General features: G+C 69.4%; 17 protein-coding genes. 12 read left to right on the forward strand and 5 right to left on the reverse strand.

From position 1 onward, the window contains the following. Window positions 1–47 precede the first annotated feature (47 nt). The 4 genes from ACZ7L6_RS08930 to ACZ7L6_RS08945 are packed head-to-tail and all read right to left on the reverse strand — an operon-like array spanning window position 48 to window position 4268. Entirely contained in the window at window positions 48–1079 is a 1032-nt protein-coding gene (locus ACZ7L6_RS08930; RefSeq protein ID WP_471921348.1) for a LacI family DNA-binding transcriptional regulator, read from the reverse strand. Then, window positions 1076–1984, reverse strand: a complete 909-nt coding sequence (locus ACZ7L6_RS08935; protein ID WP_471921350.1) for a carbohydrate ABC transporter permease — start codon at window positions 1982–1984, stop codon at window positions 1076–1078. Before ACZ7L6_RS08935 ends, ACZ7L6_RS08930 begins: the two co-directional genes overlap by 4 nt. Next, a complete protein-coding gene (locus ACZ7L6_RS08940; protein ID WP_471921353.1) occupies window positions 1981–2955 on the reverse strand; it encodes a carbohydrate ABC transporter permease in 975 nt (324 codons plus the stop codon). The genes ACZ7L6_RS08935 and ACZ7L6_RS08940 overlap by 4 nt, the downstream gene beginning before the upstream one ends. Then, window positions 2952–4268: an ABC transporter substrate-binding protein gene (locus ACZ7L6_RS08945; RefSeq protein WP_471921356.1), complete on the reverse strand. Its 1317-nt coding sequence runs from the start codon at window positions 4266–4268 to the stop codon at window positions 2952–2954. The genes ACZ7L6_RS08940 and ACZ7L6_RS08945 overlap by 4 nt, the downstream gene beginning before the upstream one ends. A gap of 182 nt (window positions 4269–4450) precedes the next feature. Between ACZ7L6_RS08945 and ACZ7L6_RS08950 the strand changes: the two genes are divergently transcribed. From ACZ7L6_RS08950 to ACZ7L6_RS08960, 3 genes are all read left to right on the forward strand, one after another. Next, complete coding sequence (locus ACZ7L6_RS08950; RefSeq protein WP_471921358.1) at window positions 4451–6472, forward strand: beta-galactosidase; 2022 nt, start codon at window positions 4451–4453, stop codon at window positions 6470–6472. Between the two features lie 130 nt (window positions 6473–6602). Further along, window positions 6603–8171 carry a glycoside hydrolase family 53 protein gene (locus ACZ7L6_RS08955; protein WP_471921360.1) on the forward strand — a complete coding sequence of 523 codons (1569 nt, stop codon included), beginning with the start codon at window positions 6603–6605 and terminating at the stop codon, window positions 8169–8171. A 184-nt stretch (window positions 8172–8355) separates the two neighbouring features. Further along, window positions 8356–8643, forward strand: a complete 288-nt coding sequence (locus ACZ7L6_RS08960) for an ArsR/SmtB family transcription factor (protein ID WP_471921362.1) — start codon at window positions 8356–8358, stop codon at window positions 8641–8643. A 74-nt stretch (window positions 8644–8717) separates the two neighbouring features. Here the strand turns inward: ACZ7L6_RS08960 and ACZ7L6_RS08965 are convergent, their stop codons facing one another. Continuing rightward, entirely contained in the window at window positions 8718–9494 is a 777-nt protein-coding gene (locus tag ACZ7L6_RS08965) for a ribonuclease BN (RefSeq protein ID WP_471921807.1), read from the reverse strand. A 369-nt stretch (window positions 9495–9863) separates the two neighbouring features. Here ACZ7L6_RS08965 and ACZ7L6_RS08970 point away from each other — a divergent pair, with 369 nt between their 5' ends. The 9 genes from ACZ7L6_RS08970 (at window position 9864) to aspA (ending at window position 17948) form a co-directional block, all read left to right on the forward strand. Beyond that, window positions 9864–10826, forward strand: a complete 963-nt coding sequence (locus tag ACZ7L6_RS08970; protein ID WP_471921364.1) for an SMP-30/gluconolactonase/LRE family protein — start codon at window positions 9864–9866, stop codon at window positions 10824–10826. 77 nt (window positions 10827–10903) lie between these two features. Continuing rightward, complete coding sequence (gene crcB, locus ACZ7L6_RS08975; RefSeq protein WP_471921366.1) at window positions 10904–11365, forward strand: fluoride efflux transporter CrcB; 462 nt, start codon at window positions 10904–10906, stop codon at window positions 11363–11365. After that, a complete protein-coding gene (locus ACZ7L6_RS08980; protein WP_471921368.1) occupies window positions 11362–11742 on the forward strand; it encodes a DUF190 domain-containing protein in 381 nt (126 codons plus the stop codon). The genes crcB (ACZ7L6_RS08975) and ACZ7L6_RS08980 overlap by 4 nt, the downstream gene beginning before the upstream one ends. Further along, on the forward strand, window positions 11739–12113 hold the full coding sequence (gene crcB, locus ACZ7L6_RS08985; protein ID WP_471921370.1) for a fluoride efflux transporter CrcB: 375 nt from the start codon (window positions 11739–11741) through the stop codon (window positions 12111–12113). Before ACZ7L6_RS08980 ends, crcB (ACZ7L6_RS08985) begins: the two co-directional genes overlap by 4 nt. Window positions 12114–12207: 94 nt before the next feature. Next, a complete protein-coding gene (locus ACZ7L6_RS08990; RefSeq protein WP_471921372.1) occupies window positions 12208–13047 on the forward strand; it encodes an undecaprenyl-diphosphate phosphatase in 840 nt (279 codons plus the stop codon). A 193-nt stretch (window positions 13048–13240) separates the two neighbouring features. Then, entirely contained in the window at window positions 13241–13918 is a 678-nt protein-coding gene (locus ACZ7L6_RS08995; RefSeq protein ID WP_048586660.1) for a FadR/GntR family transcriptional regulator, read from the forward strand. Next, the gene (locus tag ACZ7L6_RS09000) at window positions 13915–15354 is read left to right on the forward strand and encodes an amino acid permease (protein WP_471921374.1); all 1440 of its coding nucleotides are present in this window, start codon (window positions 13915–13917) and stop codon (window positions 15352–15354) included. The genes ACZ7L6_RS08995 and ACZ7L6_RS09000 overlap by 4 nt, the downstream gene beginning before the upstream one ends. A gap of 50 nt (window positions 15355–15404) precedes the next feature. Beyond that, entirely contained in the window at window positions 15405–16421 is a 1017-nt protein-coding gene (locus ACZ7L6_RS09005) for an asparaginase (RefSeq protein WP_471921809.1), read from the forward strand. Window positions 16422–16538: 117 nt separating this feature from the next. Next, window positions 16539–17948: an aspartate ammonia-lyase gene (aspA, locus tag ACZ7L6_RS09010; RefSeq protein ID WP_471921376.1), complete on the forward strand. Its 1410-nt coding sequence runs from the start codon at window positions 16539–16541 to the stop codon at window positions 17946–17948. Window positions 17949–17978: the final 30 nt, after the last annotated feature.

Below are 17978 nucleotides of genomic sequence, written 5' to 3' on the forward strand. Positions count from 1 at the left end.
GCTCAACCGTGCGGTGCGCCCTCGCGGCGCGTGTGCGCCGTGCGCCGTTACGTCGACTCCCGCTTCACCAGCTCCGTCGGCAGGATCACCGCCGCCGGGTCCTCACCGCCGATCTGCGCGAGCAGCAACCGCACCATCTCCGCGCTGATGCGGTCGTAGGGCTGGCGGATCGTCGTGAGGGCGGGGGTGGCCTCCGTCGCCGCGATCGAGTCGTCGAAGCCGCCCACCGAGACGTCCTCGGGCACCCGGCGGCCCGCCCGGTGCAGCGCGGTCAGGGCGCCCTGCGCCATCAGGTCGGAGGCCACGAACAGGGCGTCCATGTCGGGGGCCTGCGCCAGCAGCCGTTCGGCCCCCGCTTCACCACTGGCCCGGCTGTAGTCGCCGGAGACGATCAGCCGCTCGTCGATCTCGATGCCCGCGTTCGTGAGCACCTCCTTGTAGCCGGCGAGGCGATCGACACCGCCGGGGGTGTCCAGGGGGCCGCTCACCATGCCGATCCGGCGGCGGCCCAGCGACACCAGGTGGCGCACCATGTCACGGGCACCGTCCCGGTCGTCCGCGGCCACGTAACTCACCTTGGAACCGAGCCCCATGGGCTTGCCGCACTGGACAAGGGGCACCCCCGCCTCACGCAGCTCCTCCGCCACCGGGTCACCGGAATGGCTGGACACCAGCAGCACCCCGTCGACGTGCCCCGCCGTGATGTACCGCGTTATCCGCCGCCGTTCGTCACGTGTGCCCGCCAGCATCAGCAGCAGCGGGATGTCGTGCGCCGCCAGCGCCTGCGTGCAGCCGCTCAGCAGGACGTTGAAGTTGGGGTCCTCGAAGAACCTCTCCTGCGGCTCGGTCAGCAGGAAGCCGACCGAGTCCGAACGCCCCGTGATCAGCGAGCGGGCATGCCGGTTGACGACGTAACCCGTCTTGCGGATCGCCGCGTTGACCGCCTCCTGGGCGGCCGGGCTGACGTAGTGCCCGCCGTTGAGCACGCGCGAGACCGTGCCCCGTGAGACTCCGGCCTCGCGCGCCACGTCGTGGATCGTCGGCGGTCTGCGTCGGCCCCCCGTGTTGCTCATGGTCATGACTTTACGGCCCCGGAGAGCAGATCCAGGCTCCAGAAGCGCTGGATGACCAGGAAGAGCGCGACCAGCGGGAAGATCGCGAGGAAGGCGCCGGTGATCACCAGCGTGTACAAGGCGGGCGTGTTGGCGCCCTGTTCGAGGAGCGTGTACAGACCCAGCGTGATCGGGAACTTCTCGTCGTCGCTGAGCATGATGTACGGCAGCAGGAAGTTGTTCCAGATCGCCACGAACTGGAACAGGAACACCGTCACCATGCCGGGGATCATCATCGGCAGCGCGATCCGGGTGAAGATCCGCCACTCGCTCGCGCCGTCCATGCGCCCGGCCTCGACCACGTCACCGGGGACGGCGGCCGCGGCGTAGATCCGGGCGAGATAGACGCCGTACGGCGAGAGGATCTGCGGCAGCAGCACGGACAGGTACGAGTCCGTGAGGTCGGCCTTCGCCAGCAGCAGGTACTGCGGGATGGCGAGGATGACCGGCGGCATCAGCACGCCCGCGAGGAGGACGTTGAAGATCGTCTCGCGGCCGCGGAAGCGGTAGGTCGCCAGCGCGTAGCCGCTGAACGCCGACACGCAGGTCGACAGCAGCGCGCCGAGACCGGCGTACAGGGCGGAGTTGCCCATCCATTCCCAGTACACGCCGTCCCGATAGGCGCTCAGGTCCGAGAAGTTGTCCGCGAAGCCCGTGCCGGGCAGGAAGGTGAACGTGGAGAACAGCTCACTGCCGGACTTCGTCGCCGCGATCACCACCCACGCCACCGGCAGCAGGCAGTAGACCGCGCCGAGCAGCAGCGTGACCGTCGGGACCAGCGCGATCCGGCGGCGCAGCGGTGGCCGGTCCTGCACCGCGCCGGGCGCCGATCCGGCCGCCGTTCCGGTCTTGCTGACAGCAAGAGAACTCATCGAGCTGCCTCCTGCCTGTTACGACGGTTCGCGGCCCGCAGGAAGCCGAAGGACAGCAGCAGCGTGGCCAGGGCGATGATCGTGGCCTGGGCAGCCGCCGCGTAGATGTCGCCCTTGCCGAAGGCGTCCTGGTACACCTTCATCAGCGGACTCCAGGTCGTGGACACGGAGTTGGTGAGCGGCTTGAGGGTGGTCGGCTCGTTGAACACCTGGAGCGTGGCGATGATCGAGAAGAAGAACGTCAGCACCAGCGAGGGCGCCACCATCGGGATCTTGATCTTCAGCGCGATCTGCAGCGGCGTGGCACCGTCCAGCTTGGCCGCCTCGTACACCTCGGCCGGGATGGCCTGGAGCGAGGTGTAGATGACGATCATGTTGAAGCCGGTGCCGCCCCACACCGCGATGTTCGACAGGGCGAGGTAGAGCGGACCGCCGTCGAGGAGGTCCGGCTGCGGCAGGCCCAGCTTCTCCAGCACGTAGTAGAAGGGGCTGACGTCCGGCAGGTACAGGAAGCCCCACAGCAGCGCGGCCACGACGCCGGGGATGGCGTACGGCAGGAAGATCGCGAGCCGGGTGAAGGGCGCCAGCCGCACCTTCTCGGAGTCGAGCATGAGCGCGAACAGCAGGGCGAGCCCGAGCATCACCGGGAGCACGATGCAGCCGTAGCCGAGCACGCGCAGCGCGCCGCTGACCAGCTCGTTGTCGGTGAGGGCGTCCGTGTAGTTCTCCAGGCCGGCCCAGACCTCACTGCGGGCGCCGGCGCCCAGACCGAGCCCGGAGACCTTCACCTTGCGGAAGCTGAGCCAGATCGCGTAGCCGATGGGCAGGGCGAAGAACAGCGCGAAGAGGATCGTTGCGGGGAGGAGGAAAAGACAGGGGGCGCTTCGCGCTCGTTTGAGGGTGGTGGTGGGAGACGGGTGGGCGTACGGGGCCCCCTTCACCCCGTACGCCTTCCGGCTTGCGCTGGTCACTCGGAGACCTCGAAGCCCTGCTTCTTGAGGTCGGCGACCGTGTCGTCCTGCATGGTCTTGAGGGCGGCGGTGAAGTCCGACTTGTTCTTGGCGGCCTTGCCGAAGGCGTCCTTGAAGGTCGTGTAGGCGACGTTCACGTTCGGGCCCCAGGCGGACGGAGCCGTGGACTCGGCGATCTCGGCGGCCTTCGTGTAGAAGTCGGCCTGGTTGGAGAAGTAGTCCGGCGGCGTGCTGAAGGCGCCGCTGAGCTGGGCCGCGGTGGAGGCCGGGTAGATGCCGCTCTCCTTGGCCAGCGCGTTGAGGGCGTCACCGTCGGTGTTCAGCCACGCGGCGAACTTCGCGGCGGCCGCCTTGTGCTTGGAGTCCGTGGTGACGGCGGTGGAGGAACCGCCCCAGCTGCCGGTGACGTTCTCCGACTGCGACCACTGGGGGAGCGGGGCCATGGCCCACTTGCCCTCGGTGTCGGGCGCGGCCGTGGTCAGCGTCCCCGGGGCCCACACGGCGCTGACCCAGGCGATCTGCTTGCCGGTGTTGAGCGCCTTGTTCCAGGCCGGGGTGTACATCGGCTGGTTGTCGATGGCGCCCTCCTTGACGAGGTCGCCCCAGAACTTGGCGACCTTCTCGGAGGCGGTGTCGTCGATGCCGACCTTCCACTTGTCGCCCTCGGTGGTCCACCACTTGGCGCCGGCCTGCTGGGCCAGGCCCGCGAAGAGGCCGGAGTCGTTGGCGGAGAACGTGGTCAGGTCCTTGTCCGGGGCCTTCTTCTTCAGCGCGCGGGCCGTCTCGGCGAACTGCTCCCAGGTGGTCGGGACGCTCAGGCCGTACTTCTTGAAGAGGTCCTCGCGGTAGTAGAACATCATCGGCCCGATGTCCTGCGGCACCGCGTAGACCGCGTCCGTGCCCAGCGTGGTCTGCTGCCACACGCCCTCGGCGAACTTGCCCTTCGCGTCGCCGACCTCGCTCGCTATGTCCGCGACCGCGTCATTGCTGACCAGCGTCGGCAGCGCCTGGTACTCGGCCTGGACCAGGTCGGGGGCCTTGCCGGCCTTGTGCGCGGTGAGGATCTTGGTGACCAGCGTGTCGCCGGACGCCTGCTTCTTCACCGTGACCGTGATCCGGTCCTTCTTGCCCGGGCCCTTGTTCCAGAGGTCGACGACCTTGTCCATGCCGGGCGTCCAGGTCCAGTACGTCAGCGAGACCGGACCGGACTCGCTCTCGTCTGCCTTCTCGGAGCCGCACGCGGCGAGGGCGGTGGCGCCGAGGGCCACGGCGATGGTGGATGCCACGAGGCGGGTGCGCTTCGTGATGGGCATGGATCTCTCCCCTGACCTGGGCCTCCGCCTGCTGCGAAGACCTGCCATGCTTCTGTGAGCGTTCACAGTAGAGAAACATCCCGGACACTTGTCAATGGTTGTTGCTGTGCGGTTATGTTGGGCTCGCACCGCCGATCGAGTGTGTGCACGTTCCCAAATGATCGACTCAACGGGAGAGATCCATGCCGGAGACCACCCCCAGGGGCCTCACCAGGCTCGCCTTCGGTGGGGACTACAACCCCGAGCAGTGGCCGGAGAGCGTCTGGCAGGAGGACGTCCGGCTGATGCGGGAGGCCGGCGTCACGATGGTGAGCGTCGGGATCTTCTCCTGGGCGCTGCTGGAGCCCTCACCAGGGGTCCACGACTTCGGCTGGATGGACCGTCTCCTCGGTCTGCTGCACGAGAACGGCATCCGCGTGGACCTCGGCACCCCCACCGTCTGCCCGCCGGTGTGGTTCTACCGGGAGCACCCCGAGGCACTGCCGGTGACGGCGGAGGGCGTGCGCCACGAGTTCGGCTCCCGCGCCGCGATCTGTCACAGCAACGCCGACTACCGCGCGGCCGCCGCGTCCATCACCACCAAGCTCGCCGAGCGCTACGGCGACCACCCGGCGCTCGCGATGTGGCACGTGCACAACGAGTACGGCGTCCCCGTCTCGGCCTGCTACTGCGACTCCTGCGCCGCCCACTTCCGCCGCTGGCTGGAGTCGACGTACGAGACGGTCGACGCAGTCAACGAGGCCTGGGGCACCGCCTTCTGGGGCCAGCGCTACACCGACTTCGCGCAGATCAACCCGCCGCGCACGACACCGACGGCCGTCAACCCGGCCCAGGCCCTCGACTACAAGCGGTTCGCCGACGCCACCATGCGCGAGAACTTCTGTATGGAGCGGGACATCCTGCACCGCCTGTCGCCGGGCGTCCCGGTCACCACCAACTTCATGACGGCCCTCAGCCAGTGCGACTCCGTCGACTACTGGGCCTGGGGCCGCGAGGTCGACATCGTCACCAACGACCACTACCTGATCACCGACGGCCGCCGCACCCACGTCAACCTCGCGATGGCCGCCGACCTGACCCGCTCGGTGGCCGGGGGAGCGCCCTGGATCCTCCTGGAGCACTCCACCTCGGGCGTCAACTGGCAGCCCCGCAACCCCGCCAAGGCCCCCGGCCAGATGGCCCGCAACTCCCTCGGCCACGTGGCGCGCGGCTCCGAGGGCGCCATGTTCTTCCAGTGGCGGCAGTCCCGGCGCGGCGCCGAGAAGTTCCACTCGGCGATGCTCCCGCACGGCGGCACGGACACGCGCGTGTGGCGTGAGGTGGTCGAACTCGGCGCAGCGCTGGACTCGTTGAGCGCTGTGCGGGGCACGCGCGCGCAGGCCGACGTGGCGATGGTGTGGGACTGGCACTCGTGGTGGGCGCAGAACCTCGACTGGCGCCCCAGTGAGGACCACGACGCGCGCGAGCGTGCCGACGCCTTCTACGAGGTCCTCTACGACCGCCACCTCACGGTCGACTTCGCCCACCCGGAAGCCGACTTGTCGGCTTATCCCCTTGTCGTCGTACCGGCCCTGTACCTGATGACGGAGGCGGCCGGCCGCAACCTGCGCCGTTACGTCGAGAACGGCGGCACCCTCGTCGTGTCGTACTTCTCCGGCATCGTCGACGAGCACGACGCCGTGCACGAGGGCGCCTACCCCGGACCGCTGCGCGACGTCCTCGGCCTGACGGTCGAGGAGTTCTCCCCGCTGCTCCAGGACCAGCTGGTGCGCATCACCGGCCCGGACGGCTCCGAGCTCAGCGGCGACGTGTGGACCGAGTTCGTCGTCCCGCGCGGCGCCGAGACGGTCTGGACGTACGCCGACGGCCTGACCGCCGGCCACCCCGCTGTCACCCGGCACCGCCTCGGCGAGGGCACCGCCTGGTACGTGTCCACCCGCCTGGGCGCCGAGGGCCTCGACGCGCTGCTCGGCTGGGCGATCGAGGACGCGCAGGTCGCGCCGCGTGTCGATCTGCCCCGGGACGTGGAGGTCGTGCGCCGCGCCGGCGAGTCGGGCGGCTATCTGTTCGCCATCAACCACACCGCGTCGGACGCCAAGGTGCCGCTGGACGGGCCCGGCACCGAGCTGCTGACCGGTGAACGCGCCGCGGGCCGCCTCGAGGTCCCCGCGGGAGCCGTCCGGGTCGTACGACTCGACGGCTGAGCCGACTCCCCTCCGCCCGCGCGTGCCGCGAGCCGCGGGCGGAGGGGCTCCTCACCACTGTGGTGAGGCCCCCTCACGTGTTGTTGAGGGACACCCCCATCCCCATACGTCGAAGGGACGACGGACGACGATGTTCCATCCCAGACGCACCCTCCGAGTCCTGCTGGTGCCGCTCGCCGCAGGGCTCGCCCTCACCGCCCTGCCCGCGCAGACCGCCACGGCGGCCGGCACGCTCAGCAACGGCGGTTTCGAGTCCGACGGCACCGGCACCGCCACGCCGTCCGGCTGGTCCACGTACTCGGCGGCCGGCCAGAACTCCGCCTCCTTCACCGAGGCCGGCGGCCACAGCGGGAGCTATCGCCTGACCCACTGGTCGTCGTCCGCCTACAAGGTGGAGACCTACCAGTACCTGTCCGGGCTGACCAACGGGAACTACAAGCTCACCGCCTGGGTCCGCTCCGGCGGTGGCCAGAACTCGGCGTACATAGCGCTGAAGAACTGTGGCGGCGCGGAGCAGCGCACGGATCTTCCGGTCTCCGCGAGCGGGTGGATCCGTATCGTCGTGCCGGTCAATGTGACCAACAACCAGTGCACCATCAGCATCAACAGTGACGCGAACGCGGGCAACTGGATCAATGTTGACGACCTGACCTTCGCGTCCGGTACCGGCGGCACGTCGATCCACGGTGCCGACATCTCGTCCCTCGCCAAGAGCGAGGCCAAGGGCGGCGTCTACAAGACCAGCTCCGGCAGCACCGGCGACGCGATCACCATCCTGAAGAACGCCGGCATGAACTACGCGCGCCTGAAGGTCTGGGCCAACCCGGTCGACGGCTACAACAACAAGACGCGTGTCCTGGCCATGGCCAAGCGCATCAAGGCGGCCGGCATGAAGCTGCTGGTCGACTTCCACTACTCGGACACCTGGGCCGACCCGGGCGCCCAGGGCAAGCCGGCCGCCTGGGCGGGGCACTCCTACAGTCAACTCAAGACCGACGTGTACAACCACACGTACGACGTGTTGAACGCATTGAAGGCTCAAGGCACCACCGCCGACATGGTCCAGGTGGGCAATGAGATCAACGGCGGCATGCTGTGGTCCGAGGGTTCCACGGACAACTGGTCGCAGCTCGCCGGTCTGCTCAACTCGGGCTACGACGCGGTCAAGGCGGTCAACTCGTCCACCACGGTCGCGCTGCACCTCGCCAAGGGCGGCGACCTGTCCGGCACCCGCTGGTGGTTCGACAGCGCCGTCGCGAACGGCGTGAAGTTCGACGCGATCGGCCTGTCGTACTACGGCTACTGGCACGGCTCCCTCTACGACTTCCAGACAACCCTCGACGACGCGGCCTCCCGCTACGGCAAGCCGGTCTTCGTCGCCGAGACGGCCTACCCGTTCCGGCTGGACAGCGACGACTCGCTCACCAACCAGATCGACACCACCGGTGAGCTGGTCTCCGGCTACCCGGCGAACACGGCCGGGCAGCGCCGCTGGATGAACGACGTGACGAGCATCGTGGAGGCCGTTCCGAACGGCCGTGGCCTCGGCGTCTTCTACTGGGAGGCGACCTGGACCGCCGTCTCCGGCAACGGCTGGGACCCGACCGACGCCTCCTCCGGCAACGGCTGGGAGAACCAGGCCCTGTTCGGCTACGACGACACGGCCCTGTCGTCGATGGCGTGGTTCAGCCACCGCTGAGTTCCGCGACAAGGGGCCCGGCCGCACCCGTGCGGCCGGGCCCCGGCGCGTCAGCGGCGAACACCCTTGTGCCGTATGGCCGTTCGGTACCGGACAACGGTCCCGGAGTCCCGGACACGGCCGCTCCGACTGCGGGACAGTGGAAGGACGCGTGACGACGCGGCCCGACGGAGGGAGGGACAGGATGCTGAGGACTCCCGCCGGCGCAAGGCGCCTGGACATCCTGGAATGGCTGAAGGACCCGGCCGCGCACTTCCCGAAGCGACGCCAGGGCGCCCCGGTCGAGGACGGCGTCAGCGCGGACGCCGTGGCCGCGAAGCTCGGCGTGCCGCGCAAGGTCGCCGAGACCCACCTCGGTCTCCTGGTGGCCATCGGCGTGCTGCGCACCAAGCGGATCGGGCGGCGCACCTACTACCGGCGCGACGAGGTGCGGATCGCCGAGATCGCGCGCATGTTCGAGAAGGGCTGGTAGTGGCGTTGCCCGGGCCGTGTGCCGCAGGCGCCGGACGGGCCCGGGTTCCCGTTCCGCCCGACCGGGCCGCACGACTACTCGGGCACACCCGGCTGCGCGTGGTCCGCGGAACGGGCGGCCGACGACCCTCGCCGGCGGCGCCGTCGCTTCGGGGCCGTGCGGGTCGGCTCGTCGAAGTCCTCGAACAGCTCGCACAGCAGCCGGCCCACCAGTGCACCGCCGTAGACCACGAACCCCACACCGACGAGCCAGGACTCCACCACCAGGACGGTCCCGACCGGGCCGTAGCTGATCGCGTTGGTGACGAGCAGCGGGGTGAAAACCAAGTACGAGAACAAGCGCAACCCGACCAGCCCCGCCATGGTGACGATCGCGCCGGGCAGCAGATCACGCCAGCGCACCTCGCCGCTGAGCAGGAAGTGCGGCCCCCACCAGAAGAACAGCATGCCGACCGCCATGCTCAGCAAGATCCGGGGCGTGCCCTCCAGGACCGTACGCGTCTGCACCTGCGCGTACACATACCCCATGAGCATGATCAGCCAGACGGTCTGCCGCCACACCCGGTGCCAGGGCCCCGCGGGCAGCCGCCAGATCCGCTCGTAGCCGTTCTGGACGCTGGCGGCGAAGGACACACCGAACACGGCGAGCAGCGCCACGCTCAGCGCGCTGGTGGTGCTGACCACCTTGCGAGGCGGAGTGAAGACCTGCGAGAGGGCGCGGGCCGACCTGCCGGACAGGTCCATGCCGTCCACCAGCCACAGGGCGAACCCGCCCTGCGCCAGGGGATCCACGGCCGCCACCACGATCAGCAGCGGAGCGAGTGTGACCAGGGCGAGCGCGGCGAAGCCCATGGCGCGGTGCAACAACTCCAGCTCCGTGCCACGCCGGTAGAGCTCCGCGAGCCCCAGCCGGTGCCATGCCGTGTGTGGCCAGGAGTGCCGGACCTTCAACGCGACCGCCGTGGTTCACGGGCCCCTCTACGGGGGCGGCGGTCGGCGCGCCACCGGGGTGGACGGGACATACGACCACCCTCTCTCCGCCTGTTGTGCGCGTCTGACCGAGTGGCCAGGGGACGTTCTCCGTAAACCGTGGCACATACCCCGCGGACCGTGGCGGATGACACGGCCCGGTCCGGGTACCCGGGCGCGCGTCGTCGTGCCGCCCGCACCAGGACGCATGCCTGCCAGGACCCATTCTTGCGACACCGAAAGTGAGGCCCCATGGACCGTCCCACCGAGCTCGTCCCGCGCCAGTACGTGGCGATCGGCGGCCGTGGCCCGGAGGACGTGGTCGCCGATGCCCGGGGCCGGGTGCTGACCGGCGTCGAGGACGGCCGCATCCTGCGCGTCGACGGCCTCTCCGAGCCGTCGGCGCCCCGCGTCGAGGTGCTCGCCGAGACCGGTGGCCGCCCGCTCGGCCTCGAACTCCACCCGGACGGAGATCTGCTGGTGTGCGACGCCGAGCTCGGGTTGCTGCGCGTCGGCCTCGACGACGGCGTCGTACAGGTCCTGGCGGACTCGGTGGCGGGGGAGCGGCTGCGGTTCTGCAGCAATGTGGTCGCCCTGTCCGACGGAAGCGTCTGCTTCACCGTCTCCAGCCGCCGCTACCCCCTCGACCAGTGGATCGGCGACATCGTCGAGCACACCGCAACGGGCCGCCTGCTGCGCCTCACCCCCGGCAGCAAGACCCCCGAGGTGCTGCTGGAGGGGCTTCGGTTCGCCAACGGGCTCGCTGCGAGCGCCGACGAATCCTTCCTGGTCGTCGCCGAGACCGGGGCCCATCGGCTCACCCGCTACTGGCTCACCGGACCCCGCGCCGGACACAGCGAGCCCTTCGCCGAGAACCTGCCGGGCATGCCGGACAACCTCTGGCGCGGTACTCCGGACGGCCCGATCTGGGTCGCGCTGGCCGGCCCCCGCGTACCCCCGCTGGACCTGCTCCACCGCGCCGCCCCGGCCGTACGCCGTACCGCGGCCCGCGCCGCCGTGCGCGCCCCCTTCCGCCCCACGGGCACGATCGGCGTGCTCGCGGTCGACGACACCGGTCGGGTCGTCCACCACCTGGCCCGCCGCCGCTCGGGCTTCCGCATGGTCACCAGCGCGTGCGAAACCGGCGGCCGGCTGATCCTGGGCAGCATCTGGGAGCGGGGCATCGCCGTCTGCGAGGCGCCGGTCCCGAAATGAGCCCGGCGTACGCTGTTGACCGGCCGCGATCACCACGCGAGGAGCAGTGACGAGGGCCAGGCAGGAGACGTACGCCCATGACAGCCCCGGAGACCGAGACCCTCCGCGCGCCCGCCCCCGTCCCACGGCGGCACGCCTGGCGGACCCAGGCGCCGATCGTCGCGGTGGTCGCACTCGGCGGAGCGGTCGGGGCCACGGCACGCTACGCGTGGTCCCTGTGGTGGCCCACCCAACCCGGCGGTTTCCCCTGGGCGACCTTCTGGACCAATGTCGTCGGGTGCGCCGTGATCGGCGTGTTCATGGTGGTCATCACCGACGTGTGGGCCGCCCACCGCCTCGTCCGCCCGTTCTTCGGAACCGGTGTGCTCGGCGGCTTCACCACCTTCTCGACGTACGCCGTCGACATCCAGAAGCTGGTGGACAGCGGCCATCCGCGTACCGGTCTGGCCTACCTCGCCGTGACGCTCGTCGCGGCGCTGACGGCGGTGTGGCTCGCGGTGGTGACCACCCGCCGTCTCCTGAAGTGGAGGCAGCCATGACGAGGCTGACCGGACGCGCCCTGCGCGTGACCGTCTTCGTCGGCGAGAACGACACCTGGCACCACAAGCCCCTCTATGCGGAGATCGTGCACCGCGCCCACGCGGCCGGACTCGCGGGCGCCAGCGTCTTCCGCGGCATCGAGGGCTTCGGCGCCTCCTCCCTGATCCACACCTCCCGGCTGCTGTCACTGAGCGAGGACCTGCCGGTGGCGATCGTGATCGTCGACACCGAGGAACGCGTACGGGGATTCCTGCCGCAGCTCGACGAACTCGTCACCGAAGGACTGGTGACGCTCGACGACTGCGAGGTCATCAGGTACGTCGGCCGCGACGACCGTCCGGGCACATCGGACACGAAGGGTAAGAAGTCGTCGTGAACTGGCTCCTGGTGATCGCGGGTGCCATGGTCGGTGCCCCCCTTCGCTACCTCACCGACCGCGCGGTGCAGTCCCGGCACGACTCGGTGTTCCCCTGGGGCACCTTCGCGGTCAACGTCACCGGCTGCCTGATCCTCGGCCTGCTCACCGGCGCGGCGGCCGCGGGCGCCGCCGGTTCCCACCTCCAGCTGCTGCTGGGCACCGGCCTGTGCGGGGCGCTGACCACGTACTCGACCTTCTCGTACGAGACCCTGCGGCTGACCGAGACGGGGGCGGGACTCTACGCCGTCGCCAACATCGTGGGGAGCGTGACCGCGGGCCTCGGCGCGGCCTTCCTCGGCGTCTCGATCGCCCAGTCGGTGTGGTCGTAGCCGACCCGGCCACGCGTCGTACACCACCGGTCCACACCCGGACCTGGTAGGACAGTGCGCGCCACTGTCCCGCCAACCCCCGGAACTGGATCCCATGAGTGCCATCAGCGTCGGTCAGGCCGTCGTCCTCGGAGCCGTCGAGGGGGTGACCGAGTTCCTGCCCGTCTCCTCGACCGGCCATCTGAAGATCGCCGAGGGGCTCATGGGCATCCCCGTCGACGACGACGCGGTCGTCGGGTTCTCGGCCGTCATCCAGGTCGGCGCGATCGCCGCCGTGCTCGTGTACTTCTTCAAGGACATCGTGCGGATCGTCTCCGCGTGGCTGCGCGGACTGCGCGACAAGGAGGAGCGCTACCACCACGACTACAAGTTCGCCTGGTGGGTGATCTACGCGACGATCCCGATCATCGCCGTGGGCCTGGCCGCCAAGCCGCTCATCAAGGGGCCGCTCGCCTCGCTCTGGGTCGTCGCGGGTTCGCTGATCGTCGGCAGTGGCGTGATGTGGGCGGCCGATCAGATGGGGCGGCACAAGCGGGGGGAGGACGACACCTCCTTCAAGGACGCGATGCTCGTCGGCAGCTCCCAGATTCTCGCCCTGCTCTTCCCGGGCTTCTCGCGCTCCGGCGCCACGATGTCCACGGCCCTGATGCTCGACCTGGACCGGGTCGCCGCCACCCGCCTGTCCTTCTTCCTCGGCATCCCGGCCCTGACCGGCGCCGGCATCTACGAGCTGAAGGACGCCCTCGGGACGACCGGCACGGGAGCGCTGCCGCTGGCCGTCGGTACCGCCGTCTCCTTCGTCGTGGCGTACGCCTCCATCGCCTGGCTGCTCAAGTTCGTCGCCAAGCACTCCTTCAACGCCTTCGTGATCTATCGGATCGTCGTCGGAGTGGCGCTGTTCGGGCTGCTGGGTGCGGGCGTGATCAACAGTTGACGTGCTGATCAACAGTTCCACCTGTGCTCAACCGTTGACCCGGTCCGGGTGTGAAGTCGGCTTTCAGGCGTCACACCCGGTGAATCTTTCCTTTCAGCTCCCTTGACACCACCCACGGCTCACCCGGAGTATCTCTCCCGTGAACCTGTCAGACAGCCGGACAGCCGGACAGCCCCCGCGACGCGTCAGCGCCATGGAAGCCGTCCTGGCACATCTCCGTAGCGCCATCGAGCGGGGCGAGTACGCCATCGGCGACAAGCTGCCCTCCGAGGCGGAGCTCTGCCGCACCCTGGAGATCAGCCGCCCCGTGCTGCGCGAGGCCCTCCGGGCCCTGCAGACCATGGGCCTGACGGTCTCCAAGACCGGCAAGGGCACCTTCGTGGTCGCCAACGCCGTCGAGGACCCCACCTTCGGCGACTACGCGGCCAGCGACCTGCTCGAAGTGCGCCGCCACGTCGAGATCCCGGTCGCCGGATACGCGGCCCTGCGCCGCACCCCGGAGAACCTCGACCACCTGGCTCACCTGCTCGACCGGATGGAGCGGGAGACGGACACCACCGCGTGGGTCGCGATGGACACCCTCTTCCACCTGGCCGTGGCCGAGGCCGCCCAGAACCCGGTGTTCCGCCGGGTCATCGAGGAGATCCGTGACGCACTGGCGCGTCAGTCGGCCTTCCTCAACGAACTGGGCGGGCGCCGCGAGCAGTCCAACCGTGAGCACCGGGCGATCGTCGAGGCGCTGATCGACGGTTCCGAACTCGACGCGACCGACGCGATGGCCCATCACCTCGACCGCGTCGAGACGACCCTCACCGACATCGTGCGCCCCGCGCGCACGGACAGCCCCACGGAAGGCGGACCCGAGGCGTGAGCGAACAGCACCTCAAAGAAGAGACGCGCCCCTCGTCCGGTCACGTAGACGCCGGAGACCTCGGCTACAGCAAGTCGCTGAAGTCCCGGCACGTCAACATGATCGCCATCGGCGGTGCCATCGGCACCGGCCTGTTCCTCGGTGCCGGAGGCCGTCTCGCCGACGCCGGCCCGTCCCTGTTCATCGCCTACGCGGTCTGCGGCGTCTTCGCCTTCCTCGTCGTCCGCGCCCTCGGCGAACTCGTCCTGTACCGCCCGTCCTCCGGCGCCTTCGTGTCGTACGCCCGAGAGTTCATGGGCGAGAAGGGCGCGTACACCGCCGGCTGGATGTACTTCCTCAACTGGGCCACCACCGGCATCGCCGACATCACCGCGGTGGCCACGTACACCCACTACTGGGGCATGTTCTCCGACATCCCGCAGTGGGTGATCGCGCTCATAGCCCTGGCCGTGGTCCTCACCGTGAACCTGATCTCGGTGAAGATCTTCGGCGAACTGGAGTTCTGGTTCGCGATCGTCAAGGTCGGCGCGCTCGTCGTCTTCATGTGCATCGGCATCTTCCTGCTGGTCACCCAGCAGCCGGTGGACGGCCACACCCCCGGCCCGTCCCTCATCACCGACAACGGCGGCGTTTTCCCCAACGGCCTGCTGCCGATGCTGCTGATCGTCCAGGGCGTCGTCTTCGCCTACGCCTCCGTCGAGCTGGTCGGCGTCGCGGCCGGTGAGACCGAGAACCCCGAGAAGATCATGCCCAAGGCGATCAACTCGATCATGTGGCGCGTCGGCCTGTTCTACGTCGGCTCCGTCGTCCTGCTCTCGATGCTGCTGCCCTGGTCGTCGTACAAGGCGGGCGAGAGCCCCTTCGTCACCGTGCTGTCCAACATCGGCGTCCCGGCGGCCGGCGGCATCATGAACCTGGTCGTGCTGACCGCGGCCATGTCCTCGCTCAACTCCGGCCTGTACTCCACCGGCCGCATCCTGCGCTCCATGGCGATGTCCGGCTCCGCCCCGAAGTTCACCGGCGTGATGAGCCGCAGCCAGGTCCCGTACGGCGGCATCCTGCTGACCAGCGGTATCTGTGTCCTCGGCGTCGGTCTCAACTTCGTCGTCCCGGCGGAGGCGTTCGAGATCGTGCTGAACTTCGCGGCCATCGGCATCCTCGCCACCTGGGGCATGATCATGCTCTGTCACCTGCTCTTCTGGCAGAAGACCCAGAAGGGCGAGCTCACCCGCCCCGGCTACCGACTGCCGGGCTCCCCCTGGACCGAACTCGTGACGCTGGCCTTCCTCGCCTCCGTCCTGGTCCTCATGTACGCCGACGGAGGCGCCGGCCGCACCACCGTGCTGTGCCTGCCGCTGATCGTCGCAGCGCTGGTCGCGGGCTGGTACGGCATCCGAAGCCGTGCCAAGCGCGCCTCCGTCAAGGCCGACGCGTGAGATCCGCGCCGGTCGACGAACCCTCATCGACCCACCACAACCAGGCAGTGATGTACAGCAGTTCCATAGCGGACGCACCCCTTGTCCGCGAACCCCTCCACGCCCCCGTCGCCCACCTCATACGCGGCGGAATGATCGAAGGCATCCACTACGGCTCCGTCGTCGTCCTCGGCGCCGACGGCGAGGTCCAGTTCCAGCTCGGTGACATCGAGGCCGCCTTCTACCCGCGCTCCGCACTCAAGCCCGTCCAGGCCGTCGCCATGGCACGGGCCGGGCTCCCGCTCGACGGTGAGCTGCTCTCGCTCACCGCGGCGAGTCACTCCGGCGAGGAACGCCACCTCGCCGGAACCCGGCGCATCCTCGAACTCGCCGGGCTCACCGAGGACCATCTGCGCAACGTGCCGGACATGCCGTTCGACCCGGTCGTCCGGGACGCCTGGGTACGGGAGGGCCGACTGCCCTCCCGGCTCGCCCAGAACTGTTCCGGCAAGCATGCGGCCATGCTGTACACCTGCCGGCTCAACGGGTGGTCCCTGGACGACTGTCTCGACCCCGCGCATCCGCTGCAGCAGGCGATCGCCGAGATCGTCGAGGACCTCACCGGGCAGCGGATCGCGCGGGTGACCGTCGACGGGTGCGGGGCTCCTCTCTTCTCGGTGTCCCTGCACGGCCTCGCCCGTGCGGCCGCTCGCATCACCACCGCAGCGCCGGGCACGCCCGAGGCTCGGGTTGCCGACGCCATGCGTGAGCACGCCGAGATGGCGTCCGGCGCCGGGCGGGATGTGGCGGCGTTGATGCGGGCCGTGCCGGGGCTGCTTGCCAAGGACGGGTTCGAGGGCGTTCAGGTCGCTGCCCTGCCGGACGGGCGGGCCGCTGCCGTGAAGATTGCCGACGGGGCAAATCGGGCGCGGGTGCCGGTGGCTGCGGCGGCGCTTGCTTGGGCCGGGGTTGATCCGGAACTGCTCACCGAGTTTCAGGGAGAGGCGCTTCTCGGGGGCGGTCGGGAGGTCGGGTGCGTGCGGCCCGTTCGCTCGCTTGAGCCGGTCGTGGTTCCGGCTTGCGCCTAAGGATATGCCGGATTTCTTGTTCGGCGACTGCGGGCCGAATGTGGCTGGTCGCGCAGTTCCCCGCGCCCCTGAAGGGGCGCTCACCCTCACCTCATCAGAAAGAGAACCGTCACTCTCATGACCGCCGTCACCCGTAGCGAGCATGATCTGCTGGGCGACCGGGACGTCCCCGCCGACGCCTACTGGGGTGTCCACACCCTGCGCGCCACGGAGAACTTCCCCATCACCGGCACCCCCATCTCCGCCTACCCGCACCTCATCGACGCCCTCGCCGCCGTCAAGGAAGCCGCCGCCCTCGCCAACGAGGAGCTCGGGCTGCTGGACCCGAAGAAGGCCGCCGCGATCGTCGCCGCATGCCGGGAGATCCGCTCCGGCAAGCTGCACGAGCAGTTCGTGGTCGACGTCATCCAGGGCGGCGCCGGCACCTCGACCAACATGAACGCCAACGAGGTCGTCGCCAACCGGGCGTTGGAGTTGCTGGGCCACGCCAAGGGCGAGTACCAGTTCCTGCACCCCAACGAGGACGTCAACCTGGGGCAGTCGACGAACGACGTCTACCCGACCGCCGTGAAGATCGCGACGGTGTTCGCGGTGCGCGGGTTGCTCAAGGCGATGGCTGTACTGCAGGACGCCTTCGCCCGCAAAGCCGTCGAGTTCCGTGACGTGCTCAAGATGGGCCGTACACAGTTGCAGGACGCCGTGCCGATGACGCTCGGTCAAGAGTTCTCGGCGTATGCGGTCATGATTGACGAGGACCGGTCCCGTCTTGCCGAGGCCGTCGAGTTGATCCATGAGATCAACCTGGGCGCCACGGCCATCGGCACCGGCCTCAACGCACCCGCCGGGTACGCCGAGGCGGCCCGCCGCCACCTCTCCGAGATCACCGGGCTGCCGCTGGTCACCGCCGCCAACCTGGTGGAGGCGACCCAGGACTGCGGGGCGTTCGTGCAGATGTCCGGTGTGCTCAAGCGCATCGCCGTCAAGCTCTCCAAGAGCTGCAACGACCTGCGGCTGCTGTCCTCCGGTCCGCGCGCGGGCCTTGGGGAGATCAATTTGCCGCCGGTGCAGGCCGGTTCGTCGATCATGCCCGGCAAGGTCAACCCGGTGATCCCCGAGGTCGTCAACCAGGTCGCCTTCGAGGTGATCGGCAACGACGTCGCCATCACCATGGCCGCCGAGGCCGGACAGCTCCAGCTCAACGCCTTCGAGCCGATCATCCTGCACTCCCTGTCGGAGTCCATCACACATCTGCAGAGCGCCTGCGTGACGCTCGCCGAGCGCTGCGTGGACGGCATCACCGCCAACACCGAGGCGCTGCGCCGGACCGTGGAGAACTCCATCGGCCTGGTCACCGCCCTCAACCCGCACATCGGCTACACGGCGGCCACCGACATCGCCAAGGAAGCCCTCGTCAGCGGGCGGGGCGTAGCCGAACTCGTCCTGGAGAAGGGCCTGTTGCCCGCCGAGACCCTCGCCGACCTGCTGCGGCCGGAGGTCGTCGCGGGCAGTGGCCAGGCTCTGGCCTGACCAGGCACGATCATCCGGATGCGCACCGGG

It is taken from the genome of Streptomyces sp. NPDC107522, from assembly GCF_055657525.1.

Excerpts from the sequence above, each read along its gene's own strand:
- aspA (WP_471921376.1), top strand. The coding sequence starts at position 16,539 with ATGACCGCCGTCACCCGTAGCGAGCATGATCTGCTGGGCGACCGGGAC.
- ACZ7L6_RS08950 (WP_471921358.1), top strand. The coding sequence starts at position 4,451 with ATGCCGGAGACCACCCCCAGGGGCCTCACCAGGCTCGCCTTCGGTGGG.
- ACZ7L6_RS08970 (WP_471921364.1), top strand. The coding sequence starts at position 9,864 with ATGGACCGTCCCACCGAGCTCGTCCCGCGCCAGTACGTGGCGATCGGC.
- ACZ7L6_RS08930 (WP_471921348.1), bottom strand. The coding sequence starts at position 1,079 with ATGACCATGAGCAACACGGGGGGCCGACGCAGACCGCCGACGATCCAC.
- ACZ7L6_RS09005 (WP_471921809.1), top strand. The coding sequence starts at position 15,405 with ATGTACAGCAGTTCCATAGCGGACGCACCCCTTGTCCGCGAACCCCTC.
- ACZ7L6_RS08990 (WP_471921372.1), top strand. The coding sequence starts at position 12,208 with ATGAGTGCCATCAGCGTCGGTCAGGCCGTCGTCCTCGGAGCCGTCGAG.
- ACZ7L6_RS08965 (WP_471921807.1), bottom strand. The coding sequence starts at position 9,494 with ATGGGCTTCGCCGCGCTCGCCCTGGTCACACTCGCTCCGCTGCTGATC.
- ACZ7L6_RS08955 (WP_471921360.1), top strand. The coding sequence starts at position 6,603 with ATGTTCCATCCCAGACGCACCCTCCGAGTCCTGCTGGTGCCGCTCGCC.
- ACZ7L6_RS08960 (WP_471921362.1), top strand. The coding sequence starts at position 8,356 with ATGCTGAGGACTCCCGCCGGCGCAAGGCGCCTGGACATCCTGGAATGG.
- ACZ7L6_RS08995 (WP_048586660.1), top strand. The coding sequence starts at position 13,241 with ATGGAAGCCGTCCTGGCACATCTCCGTAGCGCCATCGAGCGGGGCGAG.
- ACZ7L6_RS08935 (WP_471921350.1), bottom strand. The coding sequence starts at position 1,984 with ATGAGTTCTCTTGCTGTCAGCAAGACCGGAACGGCGGCCGGATCGGCG.
- crcB (WP_471921366.1), top strand. The coding sequence starts at position 10,904 with ATGACAGCCCCGGAGACCGAGACCCTCCGCGCGCCCGCCCCCGTCCCA.
- ACZ7L6_RS08980 (WP_471921368.1), top strand. The coding sequence starts at position 11,362 with ATGACGAGGCTGACCGGACGCGCCCTGCGCGTGACCGTCTTCGTCGGC.
- ACZ7L6_RS08945 (WP_471921356.1), bottom strand. The coding sequence starts at position 4,268 with ATGCCCATCACGAAGCGCACCCGCCTCGTGGCATCCACCATCGCCGTG.